Raw genomic sequence first — 24,063 nt, forward strand, 5'->3', positions numbered from 1 at the left:
CTTGCATTACCGCGGAAGCCTTTTTTCGAGCACGTGTTTATTGTGCGGCAAAAACTGTGAACGTGCGCGGGAAACTTTTGCAATCCGTTCTTCCGCCATCCGGTCTGCCGCCAAATAGGACGGGATCCCGTCGCGTTTTGAAATGTCGATGACTTTCTGTACATTATAGTAGACTTGCTCGACTTTTTTCATCGCTCTTTCCCGGTTGTAACCGTACAGTTCGTCAGCTACATTGATCACCCCGCCGGCATTGATGACATAATCGGGCGCATAAAGAATACCCATTTCATGCAGCCGGTCGCCGTGCTTCGGTTCTTTCAACTGATTATTTGCAGACCCCGCAATCACTTTTGCTTTCAGCTGCGGAAGCGTTTCATCATTCAAAATGGCCCCGAGCGCGCATGGGGCAAAAATATCACAGTCCTGGGCGTAAATGTCAGCCGGGTCCACTGCTTTTGCCCCGAAAGCCTCAACAGCCCGTTTTACCGCCTCCGTTGAAATATCGGTCACAATAAGGCGGGCGCCTTCTTCGTGCAAATAGCGGCACAGTTCAAATGCAACATGGCCGACACCCTGGACGGCTACGGTTTTCCCCTCAAGCGAATCACTTCCGAATGCTTCTTTTGCCGCGGCTTTCATGCCGACATAGCAGCCGTACGCCGTGACAGGCGAAGGATTCCCGGATGAACCGTACGTTTGTGAAACGCCTGTCACAAAATCGGTTTCCTCATGGATGACATCCATATCTTCAACAGTGGTGCCGACATCTTCAGCTGTAATATAGCGTCCCCCGAGCCCCTGGATGAACCGGCCGAACGCCCGGAACATTTCTTCATTTTTGTCTTTGCGCGGATCACCGATGATGACGGCTTTCCCTCCGCCAAGATTGAGCCCGGCGGCAGCGTTTTTATACGTCATCCCCCGTGCAAGCCGCAATGCATCTTCAATGGCGGCTTCTTCCGTTGCGTAAGTCCACATTCTCGTGCCCCCGAGCGCCGGCCCGAGCGTTGTATCGTGTATGGCGATCACCGCTTTTAATCCGGATGCGTCATCATGGCAAAACAGCAGTTGTTCATAATCGTATTTTCGCATATAATCAAAAATTTCCAATGGATTTCCTCCTTTTCCGCAAGCAAAGCTGTCAGAAGGCTGAACCGGCATTTTTGCGGCTGTAAAACGGACATCCCGATGCCTCTTTTTAAAACGGCACACCGCTTTTTCCGGGATCACGGGCCAGCCTTCACTGTTGAAAATGCAAAAAGAATGCCACTTTCGCATTGTTTTCCTGTTTCCGCTTTTCATGCAGAAATGGCGAAAAGAGCGGGGCTTAAAAAAATAAACTTCCGTTTACCAGTTTGCTACTTTTTGCACGAATATGCAAATTATTGCATGCTGATTTTTGCAAGCCGGTATTTTTCCAATTTATAGTACAGGCTTCTCAGTGAAATGCCAAGCTGCTTTGCCGTATTCGTTTTGTTTCCGGCATTTTCTTCGAGCGCTTTTTGGATCAGCTGCTTTTCAAAAGCGGACAGCATTTCATCGAGGCTGCCTTTTTCGGGTATGTCGGCCGCTCCTTGCTTTTCCTCGCGTTTTCCCGGGGATAAACCAAGCCCGTCAAGATGGACTGCATCAATCGATTTTTCATGGAAGCCCATAAAAATGATGGCGCGCCCGAGCACATTTTCCAATTCACGGACGTTTCCCGGCCAGTCGTAGCGGTGCAGGATGGAAAGCGCTCTGCTTGTGATGCCTTCTACATTCCGGCCGTAATCCTGATTGATTTTTTGGATGAGGCGCCTGGCCAGTAACGGAATCTCCTGTTTTCTCGACCTGAGCGGCGGAATCCGGATCGGCATCCGGTCGAGCCGGTAATATAAGTCTTCCCGGAATTTTCCTTCTGCAACAGCTTTTTCAAGATCGGCATGCGTGGCACAAATAATCCGGACATCCACCGGAACCGGCTTTGTGCCGCCGACTTTCACAATCTCTTTTTCCTGCAGGACGCGCAAAAGTTTTGCCTGCATATGGGCGCTCAGTTCGCCGATTTCGTCCAAAAACAGGCTGCCACGGTCGGCTTCTTCAAACAACCCCTTTTTGCCGCCTTTTTTCGCCCCTGAAAAAGCGCCTTCCTCATAGCCGAACAGTTCGCTCTCAAGCAGCGATTCGGCAATGGCCGCACAGTTGACGCGGACAAATTTATGGTTTTTCCGGCTGGATGCCTGGTGGATGGCATGCGCAAACAGCTCTTTGCCGGTGCCGGATTCGCCGCGCAGCAAAATCGTCACAGGCGTCTGTGCCGCCAGTTTGGCCTGTTCCACGGCGATGCTCATTTCATCGGAAGCATGGATAATGTCCTCAAATGTATATTTTGCCGCAGCAGCCTGCATCATTTGCCTTCTCGCACGGCGCAATTCCGTTGTCAATGTCTCAATTTCTGAGACGTCATGGATCACGCCGACGCTTCCCTTTAGCATGCCGTTGACGATGACCGGCGCAACATTGACAATCACTTCTTTTTTTAACGGGCCGACTCGCATTTTCACGCCGCGTACCGGTTTTTTCGTTTGCAGCACTTTAAAATGCATGCTTTCGCCTTCGGAAATATCCGCTGTTGCCGGTTTGCCGATGACTTCCTCTTCGCTTAACCCGGTGATTCTTGTATAAGCCGGATTGATGAGGATGCCGCGCCCTTTTTCATCGACAACGGAAATCGCATCATCGCTTGAATGGATAATGGCCTGCAGCATCATCTTGATTTCTTTTAAATTCGTAATCTCCTCAGCCTGTTTCACAGCTTCCGTAATATCCCGGAAAACGGAAATGGCCCCGGCGACTTTCCCGTCATCAAACATCGGAATGTGGGAGGCGAGTATTTTGACCCCGTTTTGCAGTTCAATTTCCACGTTTGTTTCCCTTTTCTCTGTTTCAAGGACATGGGCAAGCCGGCTTTTTGGGATCACGCTTGAGATCGGCTTGCCAAGCACTTCCCGGGCCGAAACGCCGTTGATCTTTTCCGCGGCCCTGTTCATAAAGATGATCCGGCCGTTTTTGTCAATCACCGTCATACCTTCTGCCGTCGACTGAAGGATGAGCGCATGTTTTTTTGTTTCGCTTTCCAGCTTCCGGATTAAGGCTTCTTTTTCCTCCAGCAATTTCGCAATCAAATAGGCGACACTGCCGGGGATGACAATCCGGCCCGTGCACGCTGCAACGATTTCACGAAAAACTTGCTCATCCCCGGTTACCTCAATGATAATATCGACATCGGGACCTGAAAAAACGCGCCAGTTGTTTCCGGTCTTTACGCCCATGTTTTTGGCAAGCCGGATCCCCTCCGCCTGCGGATTGATATCAACGATGCCGGCCACACGGAACCGTGCGCTCTCGGACAATATTTTTAAAATCGCTTTTCCGCCTTTCCCCCCGCCAACGATTAAAACATTTTGCATCGCTGCTCCCCCTTTTCGTGCTGGTCTCCGCTATTCTATTTTATTTGAAAGGGCTTACATTTACAATGGGCTGCATTGCCTGCGTCCAATCCCGGGTGTTATAATGATGGAAACGGTTTAAAGGGGGGGCCGGGATGGGCAGGTTGGTGGCACTTTTTGTATTGGCGGTGCCGGTCATCGCCGCTGCTTATGGGATCAAATGGATGCGGGATATGGTTTTCGGGATTCCGGACCGCCCGTTTTCTTCGCTGACGCTCCAGTTTCTGGCCGGGTTTTTGCTCTCTGCCGGCGGCATTGCCTTTACCGCCGGGTTTATCCTGCACCGGGACAGAAAGCACCAAAAGGTACAGAAACGTTTCAGCAAACCATCAAAATAAAGCATCCGGCTATTGCCCGGATGCTTTTTCCCGTTCTGCTTTTCTTTCCTGTACCGCGATTTCCGGGAAATCCGTGATGATTGCCGTGCAACCGATTTTAAACAGCCTTCTCATATCTTTCGCTTTATTCACTGTATACGGCCTGACTGCAATACCGTGGTTCATGGTGGCGCGGATGATCCAGTCGGCCGTTGTCAAAAGACGCGGATGGATCGCTTTTGCCCGGATCGATTTCGCGTAGACCCATGGCATAAACATCACCTCCGAATACAGCGGGGCAATCTCCACTTCAGGTGCCAGACGGTGGCATTGAATGATGGAATAGTGGTTAAAGGAAGAAAAAATGACCCTTTCTTCCAAATGGTATGCCCGGATTAACGAAACAGCTTTTTCCTCGATCAGCGGATAATCCACTTTTGCCGTCTTCAGTTCAATATTGCAGAGAAGCTGGTTTTGGGCGAGCCATTCAAAAACTTCTTCAAGTGCCGGGATGCTTAGCGGCTTGCCGGTTTCGAACCGGTCAATCACATCCAGCGACTGCAGTTCAGCAAACGTTAAATCTTTCACATACCCTTTGCCTTTTGTCGTGCGATTGACCGTTTCATCATGAATGACGACCAGTTCGCCGTCTTTTGACAACTGAATATCCAGTTCAATCCCGTCCGCTCCGGCCTTTTCCGCTTCAAAAAAAGCTTCCATTGTGTTCTCCGGACGTGTGCCTGCCGATCCCCGGTGGGCAAAAATAAACGTCACTCGATACACATCCTTTGTTTATTTCGTTCATCATTATATATTCCCCGAACAAGAAAAGCGTAACCTTTTGCGCACGGGATCCGGCCGGTACAACTCACTGCACCGGCCCCTTTCCCTTTCAGGAAGCTTTGTGTTCGAGGCGGAGTTTATCAGCGACCATGGCAATGAACTCGGAGTTTGTCGGCTTTGCTTTGGTCATGGAAACCGTATAACCGAATAAGGTGGAAATGGATTCGATATTTCCCCTGCTCCATGCCACTTCTATCGCATGGCGGATGGCGCGCTCAACACGGCTGGCAGTGGTATTGTATTTCTTTGCAATTTCGGGGTATAACACTTTTGTAATCGAGCCGAGCAATTCAATATCATTGTACACCATTGCAATCGCTTCGCGTAAATACATATAGCCTTTAATATGGGCCGGCACGCCGATTTCATGGATAATGCTCGTAATGCTTGCATCGAGATTGACAGGCTTTGATTCCGCTTTGGAAGCTGCCATGCCGGGCGATGATTTCAGCACGGAGCCTTTTTTGCTTGTCTGCCGGATTTGCGAAACAAGCATGTCCATATCAAACGGTTTCAGCACAAAATAGGATGCGCCCAGTTCCACCGCTTTTTTCGTCACATCTTCCTGGCCGAAAGCCGTCAGCATGATGACGTTCGGCATCCGGGAATAAGCCGATTCTTTCAGTTTCTCGAGCACGCCGAGTCCGTCCAGATGTGGCATAATAATATCCAAAAGCAAAATATCGGGGTCCGCCTCTTTTAACCGTTCAAGGCATTCCGTCCCGCTGTAGGCCGTTCCGCAAATTTCCATGTCTTCCTGCTGGGATATATAATCTTCTAACAATCGAACAAGTTCACGGTTGTCGTCTACAATAAACACTCTGATTTTTTTCACTGCCACTGTCCTCCTCAAAAAAAATAGCCATATCTCTGTACAAGAATAAGTTTCGACAATGGCGGAAAATTTCCTGCTTTTTTATTTATTATTTTTTGTTGAAAACCGGGATGCCGTAAATCGCCCGGACAAAACGTCCTCACGCATTATAATGATAGATAAGTGCATTATTCTTTAAAAGCGGAAGGGGACCTGCCCCCTCCGTAAATGCCTGCCTCATGGAGCATCCATTCGATATGGACGCCGTATCCGGATGTCGGGTCGTTGACAAACACATGTGTCACGGCACCGACAAGCCGCCCGTTTTGAATGATCGGGCTCCCGCTCATTCCCTGAACAATGCCGCCCGTTTTTTTCAGCAATTCCGGGTCGGTAATTTTGATGACCATTCCTTTTGTTGCCGGAAATTTTTGCGGAATAGTGCTGACAATTTTAATCGAATAGGCTTCCACTTTTTTCCCGTCGACAACCGTTAAAATTTTTGCCGGCCCTGTCTTTACCTGGTCTGACAGTGCAATCGGCATCGGTTTTGCATATGTGCTGTCTTTCGCGTTCGGATCCAGCTGTCCAAAAATGCCGAATGGGCTGTTTTTCGTTATATTCCCGATCCGGCCTTCTTCGGTAAAACGCGCCAATTTTTCCCCTGGGCTCCCGTTTTTGCCTTTTTCAATCGACGTCACGACCGAATTGACAATCCTGCCCTTTTCGACGACGATCGGTTTTTTTGTGTCCATATCGGATATGACATGCCCGAGGGCGCCATATTTTTTCGTTTTCGGATCAATAAACGTCATCGTGCCGATTCCAGCGGCCGAATCCCGTATATAAAGCCCGAGTTTATACGACTGCCCGCTTTTATCTTTTAACGGCTTTATCGTTTTCCGGATGGTTTGTCCATCCCTTTTAATGACGGCATCCAGCGGTTTTCCTTCTTCCCCTGCCTGCTGGACAATTGGGGCAATATCGGACATATTTTCGATTTTTTTCCCGTTCATTTCAAGGATCATGTCCCCAACTTCAATTCCGGCCTGTTCACCGGGAGAAAACTTCCCTTTGTCCGTCTGCACAAGATGATGGCCGACGATAAGGACGCCGAGCGTATTCAGCTTTACGCCGATCGACTGCCCGCCGGGGATCATCTTAATATTTGGATGCACTTCTACTTCCGTTTTTTTGACCGGGATGCCCGCCAGTTTAAGAAACATTTCTTCCTTGCCGGCTGACTTCCCTTTTATGGAAACCGTATGTTGATGCGCATGAATTTCCGCACTGTTTCCGCTTGCCATTACAGCGGCAGCAGCGGATTTAGAAAACTCGATTTGCTGGCCTTCCAGTAAGCGAACTTGCTTCGGAAAGTGAAGATATTGTTGAAAAGGCTGCGAAAAAACGCATAATAAAAGTGAAACAAGGAGAAATCCGCCTGTCAGCTTCCTTATTTTTTCAAAGTTCAAACATTCCACTCTCCTCGCTTCCGGTTCACCCTGTTGTTTAGCCTTTGTTTGTTTTGGCTATGATTTTAATTTAGCCTTGAAGCGTTTTAAATATAACAGCGCCTGCGGGAAAAATGCTGCCCAATCTGGATAGAAAGGGTCCGGCTCCACCATTTTTCCAAATAGGCGGACCGGACCCTTATTTTATCGCTTCGGCCAGTTCGAGAAGCTCTTTCGCATGCTGTCTTGTCAGCTCTGTCATTTCGACGCCTGAAATCATGCGGCCGATTTCTTTAATTTTTTCTTCCTGCCCCAAAGGCTTGACTTTTGTCCGCGTTCTCCCCTTTTCGGTTTCTTTCATGATCAGCAGATGCGTGTCCGCCATGGCGGCAACCTGCGGCAGATGGGTAATGCAAAGGACTTGCGAATGGACCGAGATATGGTAAATTTTTTCCGCAATCGCCTGTGCTACGCGGCCGCTTACGCCGGTATCCACTTCGTCGAAAATGACGGAAGTGATCCCCTGGTGCCGGGAAAAAATCGTTTTTAATGCCAGCATAATCCGCGACAATTCCCCGCCTGAAGCAGTTTTTGCGAGCGGTTTTAGCGGTTCGCCCGGGTTGGTGGAAATGTAAAATTCAACCTGATCGAGCCCGTCGCGCCGGAACGGAATGTCATCCGCCTCATAATAATCATCAGCAGTGGCAAGAAAACGGACTTCAAACTTTGTTTTATCCATATACAGCTGCTTTAATTCGGAATGGATATTTTCAGTCAGCTTTCCCGCCCATTTTTTGCGCAAATCGCTGAGCTGCTTGGCTTCCAAATAAAGATCGCGTTTTACCGTCTGCAGTTCTTTTTGCAAAAGCTCTACATGATGGTCGCGGTTTACGATCGATTCAATTTCTTCTTCAATTTTGGACCCGTATTCCAGAATTTCTTCGATCGTGCTGCCGTATTTTCGTTTTAACTGGTTAATCTCATTCAGCCGCGCTTCAATCACGTTAAGCCGTTCCGGGTCAAATTCAAGCCCGTCAAGCCGGGAACGGATCGAGCGGGACATGTCTTCGAGCGTATAAAAACAACTTTGGACGGATTCCAAAATGTCAGAGAGCCCGCCATCCACTTCGGCCGCGGTTTCAAGATGGCTCATGGCAAGGCTGAGCCAGTCGAGGCCGTGCTGTTCCCCGGCAAGCGCTTCATACCCCGTGTTCAATGATTCAAACAGCCGTTCAAAATTGACGAGTTTTCGTTTTTCTTCCGCTAATTCCTCGTCTTCATGCAGCCTCAGCCCTGCGTTTTGGATTTCCTCATGCTGGAACTGGATGAGGTCAAGGCGCTGGGCAAGCTGCTGGTCGTTTTCATTCATTCTTTTTAACCGCCCGTAAACGGCTTCGTATTTTTTATATAATTTTTCGTAATCAAGGAGGGCCGTTTCGATCTCGCTTTGCCCGTACTGGTCAAGCAGCGGCAGATGGTACGTTTCGTTCAGCAGTTCCTGCGTTTCGTGCTGGCTGTGGATATCAATTAAAGTCGACCCGATTTCGCGCAGCACCGAAATCGTCACAAGTTTTCCGTTGATGCGGCAGACGCTTTTCCCTGTTTTCGATATATCGCGCCGCAAAATCACCATGCCTTCCTCAATCTCAATGCCGAATTCGCGGGCGCGCTCCATACACGGATGGCCGTCTTCGACCAGAAATAAACCCTCAATCTCAGCACGGTTTTCCCCGTGCCGGACAAACTCCGATGACCCTCTCCCGCCTGTTAAAAGCTGGATCGCATCGATAATAATCGATTTGCCGGCACCGGTCTCCCCTGTCAGGACAGTCAGCCCGGCTTCAAATGAGAGGGTTAGCGCATCAATAATGGCAAAATTTTTAATCGATAATTCCTGCAGCAATCAAACATCACCACTTTCTACAGCAAGTCCAAAAAACGTTGCGAAACCGTTTCGGTCTCATCGTGATTTTTGCAAATGATCAAACATGTATCATCCCCGCACAAGGTGCCGATAATTTCTTCCCAATCCAGAATATCAATCAAAGCGCCGATTGCATGCGCGTTGCCGGGCAACGTTTTCAACACGATCAGGTGCCCGGCTGTATCAATGCTGACGAACGCATCCGTCAGCGCCCGTTTCAGTTTCTGCATCGGGTTAAAGCGCTGGTCGGCAGGCAGGCTGTATTTGTACCTGCCGTTATTGAGCGGCACTTTGACAAGATGAAGTTCTTTTATATCCCTTGAAATGGTGGCCTGTGTCACATTAAAGCCGGCATTCCGCAAATGCTCGACAAGCTCGTCCTGTGTTTCGATATCATAATTGGTAATCATTTCCCTGATTTTGATCAAGCGCTGTCCTTTATTCATATCCTCACCTCAAGGATGCTCTTTTGTAAATATGCATCTACTTGTATGTTAGCGCATTTACGGTCAAATGTACAAGCAGCTTTTATCCGTAAACGGGCTTTTTTCCGGGTGCGAAACGCCTTTATTATAAAACAGCCTACCGGTTATCCAATAGGCTGCCAAATTATTCCTTCCTGAGTGCGGCATGGGCTTCTTCCACCACATCTTTTACGGTTACGCGCAACCGGTTGGCGCCGCCTTCTGTTTGGCCGGCGGGCTGGACGAGGTGGATTAAAAATTCAATATTTCCTTCCCCGCCTGTAATCGGCGAGAAGGAGAGGTTTTCCACCGAAAAGTTTTCCCGTAAGGCAAGCTGGATGATTTTTTCGATCACTTCGCGATGGACCTTTTTATCTTTTACAATCCCCTTCTTGCCCACCTGCCCGCGCCCCGCTTCAAACTGCGGCTTAATCAGGGCGACAACATCGCTTCCAGGCGCAAGGAGCGTTTTTAATACCGGGAGGATCAGGGACAGGGAAATAAAGGACACGTCAATTGAGGCAAATTCCGGAATGCCCTTTGTGAAATCCTGTGGGGTAACATAGCGGAAATTTGTCCTTTCCATAACAACGACCCGCCCGTCCTGGCGCAGCTTCCATGCGAGCTGGTTATAACCGACATCAAGGGCATAAGACATTTTGGCGCCGTGCTGGAGGGCACAGTCGGTAAACCCCCCGGTCGAAGCGCCGATATCGAGGACAATTTTGCCTTTTACATCAAGGCCGAACACTTCCAACGCTTTTTCCAGTTTCAGTCCGCCCCGTGAAACGTACGGAAGGGGGTTCCCTTTTATGATGAGCGGCGCATCTGCAGCAATTTTTTCACCCGGTTTATCAAGGCGGGTCTCATTTGAAAAGACAAGCCCCGCCATTACCGCCCTTTTTGCTTTTTCTCTTGTTTCCATTAATCCGCGTTCTACGAGGAGAACGTCCACCCGTTCTTTTTTCATTTAAAATGAAGCCTTTCTTTGCTGTTTTTGAGGCAATATCTGCCGGACTTCCCGAATCAGCCGGTCCTTTGTCAGCCCAATTTCCTGCCACAATTCTTTTACGCTGCCGTGCTCGACAAAGCGGTCGGGAATGCCAATGCGGCGAATGATCCGGTCAGAGAAGCCGCGGTCACCCGCAAATTCCAGCACTGCGCTGCCAAATCCGCCGGCAAGCACGGCCTCTTCTACGGTCAATACCGGCATCCCGGTGTTGAAAACAGATTCGAGCATCGCTTCATCAAGCGGTTTGATAAAACGCGCATTGACCACTTTAACCGATACCCCTTGCTTTTGCAAAAATTTCGCTGCTTCCATGGCCATCGGGATCGTCGTCCCGAATGTGAGAATGCACACGTCATTTCCTTCTTTCAGGACTTCCCAGGTGCCGAGCGGGATTTCCTTCAGTTCTTCATCAAGCGCCACGCCGAGGCCGTTGCCGCGCGGAAACCGCATGGCGATCGGCCCGCTGTCGTATTTTAAAGCCGTATATACCATATGCCGGCCTTCATTTTCGTCTTTTGGCATCATTAACACCATATTAGGCAGGCTGCGCAAAAAAGCAATGTCAAACACGCCCTGGTGGGTTTCGCCGTCCGCACCGACAAGGCCCGCCCTGTCGATCCCGATGAAAACATTTAAGTTTTGCCGGCAAATGTCGTGCACAACCTGGTCATACGCCCGCTGCAGGAATGTCGAATAAATTGCCAGGAACGGCTTCATGCCCTGGGTTGCAAGCCCCGCAGCAAAAGTGGCGGCATGCTGCTCGGCAATCCCGACATCATATACCCGCTCGGGGAGCTCCTGCTGGAACCGTTCCAGCTTCGAGCCGACTGTCATCGCAGGCGTAACCGCAACAATGCGCGCATCTTCCTTTGCAAGGCTAAGGACGGTATCACTGACGAGTTTGCTCCAGGCAGGAGGGGCATCCGCCGGTTTGATAAAATCGCCGGTTTCAATTTTATACTGCCCGGTGCCGTGCCAGGCGCCTTTCGTATCGTTCTCGGCCGGTTCATACCCTTTTCCTTTTTTGGTAATGACATGCAAAAGAACCGGGCCTTTCGTCTTTTTGGCATACTGGATATTTTCGAGCAATGCCTCAAAATGATGGCCGTCAACGGGGCCTAAATAAGTGAAACCGAGTTCTTCAAAAAAAATACCGGAGACAAGCAAATACTTCAATGAGTCTTTCAGCCGTTCCGCAGTGGCCGCAAGCTTTCCGCCGACAGCCGGAATTTTTTTCAGCAGGAATTCCAGTTCATCTTTTGCGCGCCGGTATTTATTCGCCGTTCGCAGTTTGCCGAGCACCTGGTGAAGCGCGCCGACGTTCGGGGCAATCGACATCTCATTGTCATTCAGCACAACGATGATATCCCGTTTTTCATGGCCGATATGGTTGAGCGCTTCAAATGCCATGCCGCCGGTCAGCGCGCCGTCTCCGATCACCGGGACAATATACGATTTTTCTCCTTTTAAATCGCGGGCGACCGCCATGCCCATCGCGGCGGACAAGGAAGTGGAACTGTGCCCGGTTTCCCAGACATCATGAATGCTTTCATTCCGTTTCGGAAACCCTGAAAGCCCGTGGTATTGGCGCAGTGAGCCGAACTCTCCAGCCCGGCCGGTTAAAATTTTATGCACATATGACTGGTGTCCCACGTCCCAAAGAATTTTATCATTCGGGCTGTCAAAGCATTTATGCAGGGCAAGCGTCAATTCCACGACACCAAGATTCGGCCCGATATGCCCGCCGGTCTTCGACAATGTTTCAATCAAAAAGCGGCGGATTTCCGCGCTCAGTTGTTTCAAAGCGGGGATGTCCATTTGTTTCAAAAAGGACGGGTCCTTGATCGATTCAAGATCCAATGCGGATCACTCGCTTTCCTCATCAATATACGGCATCACTTACATCTATTATAAACAATCAACGCGTTTAGACAAGAAATACCTCATTTAAACAAACGCCGCCGGTTTTGCTGTTCCGGCCGTTCGGTTTGCGCCAAATGAACGGCCGTTAATGGTCCCGCGTTTCGATCATCCCCGTCAGTTCCATTAAGGCGCCGGTTTCAGCGCCGGTTTCAGCGAGGCACTGCTTTGCAAGGCGAGTATGGCGCCTGAGTTCTTGTTTGGCACCCTCAAGCGTTAAAAGAGCCGGATATGTACTTTTATGGCGGGATTCATCGCTGCCGACCCGCTTGCCGATTTTTTCCTGTTCCCCCTCGATATCCAATATGTCATCCCGGATTTGAAAAGCGAGGCCGAGATGATCGGCAAATTGCCCGAATTTTTCCAGCTGCTCTGTTGACGCGCCGCCAATCATCGCGCCGGCAAGCACGCTGAAACGAAGCAGTTTGCCGGTTTTGTGGGCATGGATATATTGTAGTTCCTCGAGGGTCAGTGTTTTATTTTCGCCTTCCATATCCGCCACCTGCCCGGCGACCATGCCTTCCGGACCCGCAGATTTTGCAAGGAGCGCAATCAGTTTTACCTTCAAAGCGTCATCCAACCCCGGATCTTCGGCAATCAGTCCGAAACTGTGCGTCAAAAGGCCGTCGCCGGCAAGAATCGCCACCGCTTCGCCAAATACTTTATGGTTGGTCGGCTTTCCTCTCCGCAAATCATCATCGTCCATTGCCGGGAGGTCATCATGGATCAAAGAATAAGTGTGGAGCATCTCGACTGCACACGCGGTCTGCATGCCCCGACCAGCCGGTTTACCGAGCGCGGATACGGTTGACAACAAAAGAAGGGGGCGGATCCTTTTCCCCCCGGCCTGGAGGGAATAATGCATCGCGTCTTTTAATACAGCAGGCGCACGAAGATCCGCGATATATTGTGCCAGGTGTTTTTCAATTTCTTTCACATCATACGCAGGCTTCTGCACGGTTATTCCTCCTCCCGGATCTCAAAATCCTGCTCTTCGCCATCCTCCGACATGATTTTTGCCAGCTGTTCCTCTACATTTTTCAGTTTTCCGTGGAGTAATTTGGACAGCTCCATTCCCTGTTTGTAAATGGAAATGGCTTCTTCGAGGGGCACATCCCCTTCTTCCAGTTTCCGCACAATGTCTTCCAGTTGCACCATCGCTTCTTCAAAAGTTAATGAATCGGCCATCTTTTTTCCCCCTTTCAATTTCATCTACCGTGCACAAAAGGCCGCCGTCCGTCAACCGGACCCGGATCGTGTCACCCGTTTTGGCCTGGCTTGTTTTTTTCAGGATCGTTCCGTCTTCCGCCATAGCCAGACTGTAGCCCCTTTCCATTACTTTCAACGGGCTCAGCGCTTCAAGGGCAGAAATATTTTTGGCAAAACGATGCTGCTTCTCCCGCAAGACCGCTTGCATTTGCTTCACGAGGTTTGCTTCAAGGCTTGTGAAATTCTGCCGCGCCTGCAGCAGTTTCTGTTCAGGACGGTTGCGCAAAAGCCGGCCGTGCAGATTGCGGGTTTGTTCCTCCGCTGTACCGATTAAGCGCCCCGCTTCCCTGTGCAGGCGATCTGTAAGGCGATCAGCCTGCTCGATTTGCTGGCGGATGAGCCGGTAAGGATTTGTCAAAACGGGCGACCGTTCAAGGTAAGCAAGCCGGCTTTTTTCATAGCGTACTTTCTCCCGCATGTTTCGTATAAGCCGCGTCTTTAAATGCAAGATTTTTTCCCGTACGTCATCAATATGGGGAACAGCAAGTTCAGCTGCAGCAGTCGGCGTCGGTGCCCGTAAGTCTGCCGCAAAATCGGCGATCGTAAAATCCGTCTCATGCCCGACAGCAGAAATCACCGGAATATTTGACGCAAAGATCGCCCGGGCCGTTATTTCTTCATTAAAAGCCCACAGCTCTTCGATGGAACCGCCGCCCCTTCCGACGATCAGCACATCCGCTTTGCCGATCCGGTTTGCCTGTTCAATTGCCTTTACAATCGAAGGGGCTGCATTTTCCCCTTGGACAAGGGCCGGATGTAAAATGATTTCAGCAACCGGATATCTTCTCCTGATGGTGGTGATGATATCGCGGACAGCAGCCCCTGTCGGCGATGTGATCACCCCGATCACTTTCGGATAAGCCGGGATGGGCCGGCGGTTTTGAAACAGGCCCTCTTTCTCCAGTTTTTCTTTTAGCTGTTCAAAAGCAAGATAAAGTGCGCCGATTCCGTCAGGCTGCATGCTTTTCACATACAGCTGGTAACTGCCGCCTGCTTCATAAACAGATACGGAACCCGTAACGAGCACTTTCATACCGTTTTCCGGCATAAACTTCAACGTCCGGTTTGCAGAAGCAAACATGACCGAAAGCAGTCTCGCTTTTTCATCTTTTAATGTAAAGTACATATGGCCGCTTGAATGCCGTTTGAAATTGGAAATTTCCCCTTTTACATGGATATCGTTTAAATAAGGGTCCGCGTCAAATTTCCGTTTGATATATTTTGTCAGCGTGTGTACGGATAAATATTGCATCGCTTTCCACCACCTTTCTCATGCATGAAGAAAGCTGCCTTCCCGCCGGAAGTCAGCTTTCTTTTAATGCCGCCCGCTCCCAGCACAAATGTCTCCCGGCACACTTCCGGACGATAAGCGGTTTTCCGGAAAAATGCCGTGACGGCAGGGCAGCCTGTTTAACGGTACAAGCGTTTTGCGGCTTTTACTGTATTGGAAAGCAGCATGGTAATCGTCATTGGCCCTACGCCGCCCGGGACAGGGGTAATATAGGAAGCTTTCTCCTTTACTTCATCAAAGTCAACATCCCCGCACAGCTTCCCGGACGCGTCACGGTTCATCCCGACATCAATGACGGCAGCACCCGCTTTGACAAAATCCGCTTTGATGAATTTTGCTTTGCCGACAGCACTGACCAAAATATCCGCCTGGCGGGTGAAAGATTTTAAATTGGCCGTTTTCGAATGGCAGTATGTGACGGTCGCATTTTCATTGAGGAACAGCTGGCCGCATGGTTTGCCGACAATATTGCTGCGGCCGATTACGACAACATGCTTCCCTTCGATCCGGATGCCCTTTGACTTCACCATTTTTAAAATTCCGTGGGGGGTGCAGGGTAAAAAGGTATCCTGGCCCGTCATCATCCTCCCGATATTTATCGGATGGAAACCGTCCACATCTTTCTCCGGGCTGATCGCTTCCACGATTTTTTGCGCATTGATATGCGGCGGCAAAGGAAGCTGGACGAGAATCCCGTGAATGTCAGGATCTTCATTTAAGGTTGCGATATGTCCGAGCAGTGCCTGTTCCGACACGTCTTCGGGAAGCTCGATTAAAACGGATTTCATTCCGAGCGCGTGGCACGCTTTTTCTTTGTTTTTGACGTATGTACGTGAAGCCGGATCGTTTCCGACTAATATGACAGCAAGCCCCGGGATAATCCCCTGTTGCGTTAACTGCTCCGCTTCCGCCTTTATCTCTTTTCTGAGTGCTTCGGCCAGTTGTTTTCCGTCAATGATTTCCGCTCCCATTATCCATCCCCCGTTATTTAGATTCAATCGAGTCTTTCATTTGATTCAAAACGCCATTAATAAATTTGGCAGATTTTTCATCTGCAAACCGTTTGGCAATCTCGAGTGCTTCGTTGATCGCCACATTGGCGGGCACATCCTCTGCGTACATCAGTTCGTAAGCGGCAAGGCGCAAAATATTGAGTTCCACTTTTGCAAGCCTGTCAAGCGTCCAATTTTCAAGATGCTGGCTGATCATGGCGTCGATTTCCGCGAGATGTGTTGCCGTTCCGTTTACCAATTTCTCAAGATAATCATCACTTTCCTGCCCGTCCAGCGCATTCCGGATCGCATCTTCCGGGCTCGCTTCATTCATATCCATCTGGAATAAAGCCTGAAGCGCTTTTTCGCGGGCGGTTCTTCTTTTCATCATTCGGCAGTAACTCCTTTAAAAAGCTCAAATTCGCATGCTTTTATTGTAACAGAAAGGTGGGACCAAAAAAAGGCCAGGACGCTTTGCCCGGACCCTTTTTCTCTTACTCTTCCGCCTGAAATTCAGGCTCCGCTTTCTGCGTATCAAATTGAATGCCGACAATATGAATATTCACTTCCGACGCTTCCAGGGCAGTCATATTGAGCAAAGCCTGGCGGATATTATCCTGGACTTCCTGGGCAACTGCCGGAATGGAAACGCCAAAATTCATGGTGCAATAGACATCGACTTTAATGCCATCATCACTCAGTTCCACTTTTACGCCTTTCCCGTGGTTTTTCCTGCCAAGGCGCTCCACGACGCCGCTTGCGAAATTGCCACGCATTTGGGCAACCCCTTCGACTTCGGAAGCGGCAATGCCCGCAATCACTTCAATCACTTCAGGAGCAATTTCCACTTTTCCCAAGCCGTCTTCATCATGATGCATTTCCAACATTTGGTTGTCTTCTGCCATCTTCAACACCTCCTATAATTACACGTTATTTCATTACATCATATTTTTCAAGGAATTTCGTGTTGAAATCCCCTTCGACAAAAACTTCATGTTCGAGGAGGCGCTGATGGAACGGAATCGTCGTGTGGACGCCTTCCACGGCATATTCGCTGAGCGCGCGTCTCATGCGAGCAATCGCCTCATCGCGCGTCGCTCCGTAGGCAATGAGCTTGGCAATCATGGAATCATAATACGGCGGAATGCTGTAACCCGGATATACGGCCGATTCCACGCGGATGCCGATCCCGCCCGGCGGCAGGTAAAAGCTAATTTTGCCCGCAGACGGCATAAAATTCTTTTCCGGATTTTCGGCATTGATCCGGCATTCAATTGCCCAGCCGTTCCATGTGACTTCATCCTGCTTTAAGGATAACGGTTCCCCGGATGCCACAAGGATCTGTTCTTTGACAAGATCCACGCCAGTGACCATTTCTGTAACCGGGTGTTCCACCTGGATGCGGGTATTCATTTCCATAAAGTAAAACTTCTGGTTGCGGTGGTCAAAAATAAACTCGATGGTGCCGGCCCCCGTATAGTCAACCGCTTTTGCCGCTTTCACGGCAGCCTGCCCCATTTCTTCGCGCATTTCGCTCGATAGTGCCGGGGACGGGGATTCTTCAAGCAGTTTTTGCAGCCGCCGCTGGATGGTGCAATCCCGTTCGCCCAGGTGGATCACATTGCCGAATTTATCAGCCATGACCTGGATTTCAACATGGCGGAAGTCTTCAATGTATTTTTCAAGATAAACACCCGGGTTGCCGAAAGCAGTCGCGGCTTCCTGCTGGGTGATGTGGATGCCTTTTACAAGCTCTTCTTCATTCAAAGCTACGCGGATCCCTTTGCCACCGCCGCCGGCCGTTGCCTTAATAATCACCGGATAGCCGATTTTTTTTGCGACGACTTTTGCTTCTTCTGCGTCTTTTACAAGCCCGTCCGAACCCGGGACAATCGGCACGCCCGCTTTTTTCATCGTTTCGCGCGCCACATCTTTTGCGCCCATTTTCGCAATGGCTTCCGGGCTTGGCCCGATAAACTCAATATTGCATTCTCGGCAAAGCTCGGCAAAATCGGCATTTTCAGCAAGAAATCCGTAACCGGGATGGATCGCGTCACAGCCTGTTAAAGTTGCTGCGCTGATGATGTTGGCAAAATTTAAATAACTGTCTTTCGATGCTTTCGGGCCGATGCAGTACGCTTCATCCGCAAGCTGGACATGCAGTGCATCTTTGTCCGCTTCCGAATAAACGGCCACGGCTTCAATCCCGAGGTCGCGGCAGGCACGGATAATCCGAACCGCAATTTCGCCGCGGTTTGCAATCAAAACTTTTTTAATCATGAAAGTCCGCTCCTTACTTTGTCTTTACCAAAAATAATGGCTGGCCGAATTCAACAAGCTGGCCGTCTTTGACGAGGATATCTACAATTTCCCCTTCCACTTCCGCTTCGATTTCGTTAAACAGCTTCATCGCTTCAATCATGCATACAACCGTATTCGGGCTGACTTTGGAGCCGATTTGCACATACGGTTCTTCTTCCGGGGAACCCGCCTGGTAAAAGGTGCCAACCATCGGCGACACGATTTTATGCAGATTTTCGTCGGCTGCTTGCGCCGGAGCTTCAGGCTGCGGGTTTTCTGCAAGCTGGCGGGGCTGCGCAGGCATTTGCGGGGGTGCGGAAACCTGAGCCACTTCACGCACCGGGCGTTCAATGACTTGGACGCCGGTGTTTTTCTTCATTTTGATGACGGTCCCGTCGTTTTCAAATTCAAATTCATCGAGGTTTGAACGGTCCACAAGCTCGATCAAAGCCTGGATTTCCTCTACTTTCAGCATATATGACACTCCTTCGTTTTTTCAGCTTCTAAAATTGTTAACAATTTATGAATAAATAACTATCCATATCATACGATAACCGGAGGCGAAAATTCAATCATTTGTATAAAAAACGGATTCCCGGCACATTGCAAAAATGCCCTTCCCCGCTTGGCGCAAAAAGGAGGAAGCGTTTTACGGAAATTTAAAATCACGCGCAAATCTATTTTTCAATCATTTTTCAATCATTTTTTAAATATAGAAAAAAAGCCCGGCAAAAAAGCAATCTCCCTTGTTTTCCGCACAGAAAAAAGGGCTGTAACCGCCCCCTATTCTGGCTTTCCTTAATTTGTCTGGAATTCCACGGCCAGTTTTGGCGTATTGCCCAATTCCTGGTTCACAAGCTTGACGATTTCATTTGCAGCCGCTTTATCGTGCTTTTTCGATTTGACGGTCACGACCACTTCATCGCCGTCTGCCTGAACGAGCGCATCCTCATATCCTTTTGCTTTGATCAGGCTTTCTAAAACCTGTTCTTTATTCGCCGTCTCCGTTAATTTTTTCATTTCATCCATTGCCTTGCTTTTTTCATCCGGCGTCAGGTCGGTCGATGCGAGTTTATTGGTCAGTTCTTCCTGCTTTTTGCTCATTTCATCCTGCCGCTCAAGGCGGAGCGTCTCAAACACTTCATCACTGGCAGACTTTGTTGTCAATTTGATTTTTTGCGAACCGGAAGCCTTTTCCTTCGTTGCCGCAGATTCCTTTTCTTTTTCTTGCCGGGTAACCTGATTCGTCGTTTTTGGTTCCGCCGTCACATAGTACACGGACAAAACCACAACAAGGCTTAACATGGTCAACAGCCAGACCGTTTGTTTTTTCAAAAGCATACCCATTCCTCCTCATTCTTTTTTTGGCATGACGGAAACACGGTAACTTGCGATATCAAGGGCGCTTGCAACAGCTTCTTTTACCGATTTTTGGATGGAGACGTCGCCGCCGCCCTCGCAAACGACTAACACCCCTGTAATCTCCGGCTTCCTGGTTTCTGTTACAAGCGGCACTTCCTTGTCCCCGTTTTGGACGATGACGACTTTATCATCTTTTGAAATGCTGTCAATTTTCCGTTCCCCGCCGTTTTTATCTGTTTCGGTTGTCGTTTCATTCCGGATGGTGGCGTTTTTCTCATACACTTTACTTTCTGATGTGGCCACATTCACCTGTACGTTTACGGAGCCGACGCCCTTGATTTGTTCCAGAATGCTTTTCAGTTCTTTCTCATATTGGTTTTCGTACGTGGAGATCGATTTTGATTTTTTGGAAGTGCCTGCACCGAATGCGGCTGTCCCTTTTCCGCCTGCCGTTTTTACGGGTGAAGATGCAGTCAGCGCTTCGTTTTTTTCGCTTGAAGTCCCGAAAAGGTCGTTGATAAACATCATCCCGAGACCGGAAATCAATAGTAGGGTTAACAGCACAAGTTTTTTCTTTTTATCCGGCGGGCCGGATGGCAGCCATTTTTCTTTCAGTTTTTTGAACGGTCCCTGGTTACGATCCATTTTCGTTTTCAAGCCCCCCTTCGAAACGGAGATCAATTTTTTCTTTATTGATTTTCCAGCGGTTTGACAACATGGCAATGATCGATTGCTGCTCCCGTGTGCTTTGTTTTTCTGTTTGTTTATCCGTCCCGATTTCAACCGGTTTAATGGCAGCAACAGTCTCTTTTTCGTTTTGCGCTTCCAGATAGACATGGATTTTTTTTACATTTGACGCTTTTAAAGCGGTAAGATCCCCGCTTTTGGCCCCGTCTTTCCACTCGACCGTGATTTTTGAAATCGATTTTCCAAACGCTTCCTCTACCTCCCCTTCCGCATCCTGCTTCAGTTGGACAGCCATTTGTTGTAATGTATATTCCTGCTGCATGTCATTTATTTCTTTTTTCTTCGTTTCAAGCGCATTTTCTTCCGCAGACGGGCTTGAAGTACCGGAATCCCCGAATTTTTCTATCCATATGGCAGGATCTGTGGAAAAGAGCCGGAATACGGGTGTGACGATGATGGCAATGAGCAAAAGCCCGGTCACAAGCTTTGTATATTTCCGCATCCCGGAGTCAGGCAGAAGCATGTCCGTTATGGTCGCCAAAAGGATAAAAATGATGATATTCAGCACCCATTTTGTCAAAACGTCCACAGGTCTCCCCCCTTAACGCATCATCATCGTAAGATTGCCCGCCGTAACGATGATCGTAATGCTGAGAAAAAACATGATGGTCACAATCGCGAGGGCGGCAAATACGTACAGCATGTTTTTGCTGATGATATCAAGACAGCTGATGACCGCCCCCCCGCCGAGCGGCTGCAAAAGGGCGGAAGCGAGCTTGAACATGAACGACATGGCGAAAATTTTGATAGCCGGAAACGCCGCAATGAGCAGCACAATGGCGACACCTGCAATGCCGAGCGTATTTTTCAAAAGGACGGAAGCGCTGATCACCGTATCGGCGGCATCCGTCAGCATCCGCCCGACAACCGGGACAAAATTGCCGGTCACAAATTTTGCGGTCCTGACCGCAAGCCCATCCATCACCGCCGTTGCCGTCCCCTGAACGGACAAGACGCCTAAAAACACAGCCATAAAAGCGCCGAGTATGCCGATCCCGAGATTGCGCAACAGACCGGCCAGCTGTGTTGCTTTGTGCTGTTCCGAGAGGGTGCTGACGACGCCTAAGAGCGTTGAAAGCAGCAGAAGCGGCAGCACGATGATCTCGACCAGCATGCCGCTTGTGCCGGAGAGAAAAATAATGACCGGGTGAAAAAAGGCTGCCGATCCGGCGCCGCCCGATGTGGAAAGCAGCGCCAGCAAGAGCGGCATCAGCGCCAGGATAAAACCTTTCATTGTCCGGATCGCCTCAAGCGCATATTGAAGGGCGACATGAAAACTGTTCAGGGCAATAATGACGAGCACCATGAAAACAACCGCATACGCAATTTTGCTGATCGTCCCTTGCTGGAACGAATGATGCAGGTTTTCCAGCAGGATGCTCAGAATCGTAAGAATGATGAGGGAGCCTAATAGTTTTGCATTGATCAGCAGCTCCTGAAAAATATACGAAAGCAGCCCTTTCAGCCAGGCTTGCAAAGAAAAATGCTTTTCGCCTTTCATAAAATCCATAAGGCTCCCTTTCTGGCTTTCCGGCAAGTATCCGCCGTATTTGCTGACAATTTCATCCCAGTAGTTTTTCAGTTCTGATAAGTCCAATTGATTCAGTTGTTCATCGACCATTTTTTCCGGAATGTTCTCCTGTTTGTCCGTATTTTCCGAAGCGGCGGATGCCGGCTGTGCGAAGAAACAGAAGGCAAACAGAATGAAAAGCGCGATGCACATTTTTTTGCGCCCCATATTCTCAACTCCCTGCACGCGGAACGAGATTGACAATCGTTTCAATCAGCACGGTAAGAATGGGGATGGCCATTGTTAAAATTATGATTTTGCCGGCCAGCTCCACCTTTGCCGCAAGTGCCCCCTGCCCGGCATCTTTTGTAATATTGGATGCAAAATCGGCGATATAAGCGACGCCGATAATTTTCAGGATCGTTTCGATATACATCGTGTCGACATTCCCTTTTTGGGCAATTTTTTGCAGCAGGCGGATGATCTCATATATCTTGTCCACCAGAAATAGAAAGATAAAACAGCCGGCAAAAAGCGTCAGCAAAAAGGCAAAATTCGGTTTCTGCTCTTTTAATATGAGCGCAAGGAAAGTCGTGATGAGCGCCACACCCGCAATTTGCAAAATTTCAATGGGAAATCCCCCCTTTTTTCCCGGCTTACTGAAAAAGAAAGACCGTTTTGATTTTGGAAAACAAATCCCCTACGATGGATGCCACTAAAAACAAAATGTAAAGAAAACCGAGAAGCGTAACCCATTGCGCATATTCTTTTTTGCCAACCTGGTCAAGAATCGTGTGGAGAAATGCGACGACAATCCCGACCCCGGCAATTTTAAAAATGATATCCACATCAATGCCCATTGCTTTTCCCCCAATATGATCCGTGCATCTCTCAGATCAGTAAAATAGCGATCAGTAAACCCGTGAGGACGCCAAGGCTTTTTGCCATTTTTTCATAGCGGAGCTGCCTTTCGTGCGCTTCTTTTTCTTCCCGTTCCAAATGCGAAAGGGCCAGGAGCAGCTGCTTTTGCTCGGTATAGCGGTCATGTTTGCCCAGGTTTTCCCCGAGTTGCCGCAATACTTCATACTCATTTTCTTTCAGGGCCGTCAGTTCCCAAATCCCGTCAAGGCTTTTTTCCCATGCTTCTTTTACCGTTGTTTCCAATGTTGTCAACTGGCCGGCAAAGGAACGGAAGAAGGCGGCAGCCGGATCCGGAAGCTGGTCTGACAGTTTTCTTGCCGCTTCATGCAGCGGGGTATGCCCGTACATGATTTCCACCTCCAGTGCTTGAAGCGCGCTTTGAAAAATTCTTAGCTGGCGGGGGCGTTCGCTTAACCGTTTCGCTGCCTCAAAGCCGATGAAACTGGTGGCGAACACAATCAGTGCTGCTCCAAAAAGTTTAAGCACGGGAAACACCTTCACCGGTACGAATGATGTTCCCTTCCGCATCCCGGACTGCTGTTACCCTTCCCGGCCGGCTCCCCCGCGACAGTTCGAGAAAACGGTCAAACGCATACGATTCGAGGATTTTCTTTAAAATCGGGCGCTTATTTATATCCCGGAAGTTTTCCCCGTGCGTTGTCATGACGAGCGAAATGCCCGCATTTACCGCCTCCATAATTGCCGCCGCATCTTCTTCGCGGCCGATCTCATCCACGATGATGACATCCGGGCTCATCGACCGGATCAGCATCATCATCCCTTCCGCTTTCGGGCAGGCATCCAGCACATCGACCCTTGGCCCGAAATGGAGTTGCGGGATGCCGTGGACGCAGCCGGCAATTTCAGACCGTTCGTCGACAATTCCCACTTTGGCGGGCGAAATGCCGCGTTCCGGGATGCCGGTTGAAATCAGCCGTGCGATATCCCTTAAAAATGTCGTTTTCCCGGTCTGGGGCGCCCCGATGATCATCGCGGACAACCAGTGCCCGTTGTGAAGGGCAGAAAGATAAGGATCTGCAGTCCCGATTTTTTCCCGGGCAATCCGGATATTAAAAGATGAAAAATAGCGGATCGCCTTTACTTGTCCATTTTCAAGAATGACTTTCCCCGCGAATCCGACACGGTGCCCGCCGCTGATCGTGACATATCCCTTTTTCAGCTCTTCTTCAAGGGCGTAAAAGGAGAAATTCGCAAGCCGGCTGATCAGCTGCTCGGCATCGCTCTCCGTTGGCATGTAGCGCAAAAAATGCGGGATTCCTTTTGAAGTAATTTCAAGCGGGCGGTTTACGCGGATGCGGATTTCTTCCACATCTTCGAGTATATCCCCCAACTTTTCCAGCTGGTTGGATAAGGATTTCGGCAAAATGCCCAGCAAATCTTCCATTCTTCATCCCTGCTTTCAAAACATACAGTTTG

26 protein-coding genes are annotated in these 24,063 nt (G+C 49.4%); 1 reads left to right on the forward strand and 25 read right to left on the reverse strand.

Going from position 1 to position 24,063, the window contains the following annotated elements:
- Positions 1 to 6: 6 nt before the first annotated feature.
- Together NSS95_RS08595 and NSS95_RS08600 are read right to left on the reverse strand one after the other, a co-directional pair.
- Positions 7 to 1,110: a Leu/Phe/Val dehydrogenase gene (locus NSS95_RS08595; RefSeq protein WP_029142209.1), complete on the reverse strand. Its 1,104-nt coding sequence runs from the start codon at positions 1,108 to 1,110 to the stop codon at positions 7 to 9.
- Between the two features lie 272 nt (positions 1,111 to 1,382).
- Positions 1,383 to 3,449, reverse strand: coding sequence for a sigma 54-interacting transcriptional regulator (locus NSS95_RS08600; protein ID WP_328229155.1), 2,067 nt, complete (start codon positions 3,447 to 3,449; stop codon positions 1,383 to 1,385).
- 134 nt (positions 3,450 to 3,583) lie between these two features.
- Between NSS95_RS08600 and NSS95_RS08605 the strand changes: the two genes are divergently transcribed.
- Complete coding sequence (locus tag NSS95_RS08605; protein WP_035188005.1) at positions 3,584 to 3,826, forward strand: DUF2627 domain-containing protein; 243 nt, start codon at positions 3,584 to 3,586, stop codon at positions 3,824 to 3,826.
- 9 nt (positions 3,827 to 3,835) lie between these two features.
- Here the strand turns inward: NSS95_RS08605 and NSS95_RS08610 are convergent, their stop codons facing one another.
- From NSS95_RS08610 to spoIIIAA, 23 genes are all read right to left on the reverse strand, one after another.
- Positions 3,836 to 4,579 carry a glycerophosphodiester phosphodiesterase gene (locus tag NSS95_RS08610; RefSeq protein ID WP_061565220.1) on the reverse strand — a complete coding sequence of 248 codons (744 nt, stop codon included), beginning with the start codon at positions 4,577 to 4,579 and terminating at the stop codon, positions 3,836 to 3,838.
- 118 nt (positions 4,580 to 4,697) lie between these two features.
- Complete coding sequence (gene spo0A, locus NSS95_RS08615; protein ID WP_258921459.1) at positions 4,698 to 5,483, reverse strand: sporulation transcription factor Spo0A; 786 nt, start codon at positions 5,481 to 5,483, stop codon at positions 4,698 to 4,700.
- Positions 5,484 to 5,650: 167 nt separating this feature from the next.
- Complete coding sequence (gene spoIVB, locus NSS95_RS08620; RefSeq protein WP_328229156.1) at positions 5,651 to 6,934, reverse strand: SpoIVB peptidase; 1,284 nt, start codon at positions 6,932 to 6,934, stop codon at positions 5,651 to 5,653.
- 178 nt (positions 6,935 to 7,112) lie between these two features.
- Positions 7,113 to 8,816, reverse strand: coding sequence for a DNA repair protein RecN (gene recN, locus NSS95_RS08625; protein ID WP_035187999.1), 1,704 nt, complete (start codon positions 8,814 to 8,816; stop codon positions 7,113 to 7,115).
- Between the two features lie 17 nt (positions 8,817 to 8,833).
- A complete protein-coding gene (gene ahrC / locus NSS95_RS08630; RefSeq protein ID WP_035187997.1) occupies positions 8,834 to 9,283 on the reverse strand; it encodes a transcriptional regulator AhrC/ArgR in 450 nt (149 codons plus the stop codon).
- A gap of 163 nt (positions 9,284 to 9,446) precedes the next feature.
- A complete protein-coding gene (locus NSS95_RS08635; RefSeq protein ID WP_315958447.1) occupies positions 9,447 to 10,271 on the reverse strand; it encodes a TlyA family RNA methyltransferase in 825 nt (274 codons plus the stop codon).
- A complete protein-coding gene (gene dxs, locus NSS95_RS08640) occupies positions 10,272 to 12,173 on the reverse strand; it encodes a 1-deoxy-D-xylulose-5-phosphate synthase (protein WP_328229157.1) in 1,902 nt (633 codons plus the stop codon).
- Positions 12,174 to 12,321: 148 nt separating this feature from the next.
- Entirely contained in the window at positions 12,322 to 13,191 is an 870-nt protein-coding gene (locus NSS95_RS08645; RefSeq protein ID WP_017550507.1) for a polyprenyl synthetase family protein, read from the reverse strand.
- A 2-nt stretch (positions 13,192 to 13,193) separates the two neighbouring features.
- Positions 13,194 to 13,421, reverse strand: a complete 228-nt coding sequence (locus NSS95_RS08650) for an exodeoxyribonuclease VII small subunit (RefSeq protein WP_013859605.1) — start codon at positions 13,419 to 13,421, stop codon at positions 13,194 to 13,196.
- Complete coding sequence (xseA, locus tag NSS95_RS08655) at positions 13,399 to 14,754, reverse strand: exodeoxyribonuclease VII large subunit (protein WP_340713854.1); 1,356 nt, start codon at positions 14,752 to 14,754, stop codon at positions 13,399 to 13,401. The genes NSS95_RS08650 and xseA overlap by 23 nt, the downstream gene beginning before the upstream one ends.
- Positions 14,755 to 14,912: 158 nt before the next feature.
- Positions 14,913 to 15,764: a bifunctional methylenetetrahydrofolate dehydrogenase/methenyltetrahydrofolate cyclohydrolase FolD gene (folD, locus tag NSS95_RS08660; RefSeq protein WP_340713855.1), complete on the reverse strand. Its 852-nt coding sequence runs from the start codon at positions 15,762 to 15,764 to the stop codon at positions 14,913 to 14,915.
- A 13-nt stretch (positions 15,765 to 15,777) separates the two neighbouring features.
- Positions 15,778 to 16,173 carry a transcription antitermination factor NusB gene (nusB, locus tag NSS95_RS08665; protein WP_026104520.1) on the reverse strand — a complete coding sequence of 132 codons (396 nt, stop codon included), beginning with the start codon at positions 16,171 to 16,173 and terminating at the stop codon, positions 15,778 to 15,780.
- 106 nt (positions 16,174 to 16,279) lie between these two features.
- Positions 16,280 to 16,690 carry an Asp23/Gls24 family envelope stress response protein gene (locus tag NSS95_RS08670; RefSeq protein WP_014098061.1) on the reverse strand — a complete coding sequence of 137 codons (411 nt, stop codon included), beginning with the start codon at positions 16,688 to 16,690 and terminating at the stop codon, positions 16,280 to 16,282.
- A 25-nt stretch (positions 16,691 to 16,715) separates the two neighbouring features.
- The gene (gene accC, locus NSS95_RS08675; protein WP_328229159.1) at positions 16,716 to 18,065 is read right to left on the reverse strand and encodes an acetyl-CoA carboxylase biotin carboxylase subunit; all 1,350 of its coding nucleotides are present in this window, start codon (positions 18,063 to 18,065) and stop codon (positions 16,716 to 16,718) included.
- A 13-nt stretch (positions 18,066 to 18,078) separates the two neighbouring features.
- The gene (gene accB, locus NSS95_RS08680) at positions 18,079 to 18,561 is read right to left on the reverse strand and encodes an acetyl-CoA carboxylase biotin carboxyl carrier protein (RefSeq protein ID WP_014098059.1); all 483 of its coding nucleotides are present in this window, start codon (positions 18,559 to 18,561) and stop codon (positions 18,079 to 18,081) included.
- Positions 18,562 to 18,884: 323 nt separating this feature from the next.
- Complete coding sequence (locus NSS95_RS08685; protein WP_013859613.1) at positions 18,885 to 19,427, reverse strand: SpoIIIAH-like family protein; 543 nt, start codon at positions 19,425 to 19,427, stop codon at positions 18,885 to 18,887.
- A 12-nt stretch (positions 19,428 to 19,439) separates the two neighbouring features.
- Positions 19,440 to 20,093 (reverse strand): stage III sporulation protein AG, encoded by a 654-nt coding sequence (gene spoIIIAG, locus NSS95_RS08690; RefSeq protein WP_035188153.1) that lies wholly within the window; start codon positions 20,091 to 20,093, stop codon positions 19,440 to 19,442.
- Entirely contained in the window at positions 20,083 to 20,724 is a 642-nt protein-coding gene (gene spoIIIAF / locus NSS95_RS08695) for a stage III sporulation protein AF (protein ID WP_026683273.1), read from the reverse strand. The genes spoIIIAG and spoIIIAF overlap by 11 nt, the downstream gene beginning before the upstream one ends.
- 12 nt (positions 20,725 to 20,736) lie before the next feature.
- Positions 20,737 to 21,933, reverse strand: a complete 1,197-nt coding sequence (gene spoIIIAE / locus NSS95_RS08700) for a stage III sporulation protein AE (RefSeq protein ID WP_340713856.1) — start codon at positions 21,931 to 21,933, stop codon at positions 20,737 to 20,739.
- Between the two features lie 4 nt (positions 21,934 to 21,937).
- Complete coding sequence (spoIIIAD, locus tag NSS95_RS08705) at positions 21,938 to 22,327, reverse strand: stage III sporulation protein AD (protein ID WP_014098055.1); 390 nt, start codon at positions 22,325 to 22,327, stop codon at positions 21,938 to 21,940.
- A 34-nt stretch (positions 22,328 to 22,361) separates the two neighbouring features.
- Complete coding sequence (spoIIIAC, locus tag NSS95_RS08710; RefSeq protein ID WP_013859618.1) at positions 22,362 to 22,565, reverse strand: stage III sporulation protein AC; 204 nt, start codon at positions 22,563 to 22,565, stop codon at positions 22,362 to 22,364.
- Positions 22,566 to 22,596: 31 nt separating this feature from the next.
- A complete protein-coding gene (gene spoIIIAB, locus NSS95_RS08715) occupies positions 22,597 to 23,112 on the reverse strand; it encodes a stage III sporulation protein SpoIIIAB (protein WP_014098054.1) in 516 nt (171 codons plus the stop codon).
- Positions 23,105 to 24,031 (reverse strand): stage III sporulation protein AA, encoded by a 927-nt coding sequence (gene spoIIIAA, locus NSS95_RS08720; protein WP_017550511.1) that lies wholly within the window; start codon positions 24,029 to 24,031, stop codon positions 23,105 to 23,107. The genes spoIIIAB and spoIIIAA overlap by 8 nt, the downstream gene beginning before the upstream one ends.
- Between the last annotated feature and the right edge of the window lie 32 nt (positions 24,032 to 24,063).

The sequence above is a fragment of the Weizmannia sp. FSL K6-3076 genome (assembly GCF_038007245.1).
GTDB classification, from domain to species: Bacteria; Bacillota; Bacilli; order Bacillales; family Bacillaceae_C; genus Weizmannia; species Weizmannia faecalis.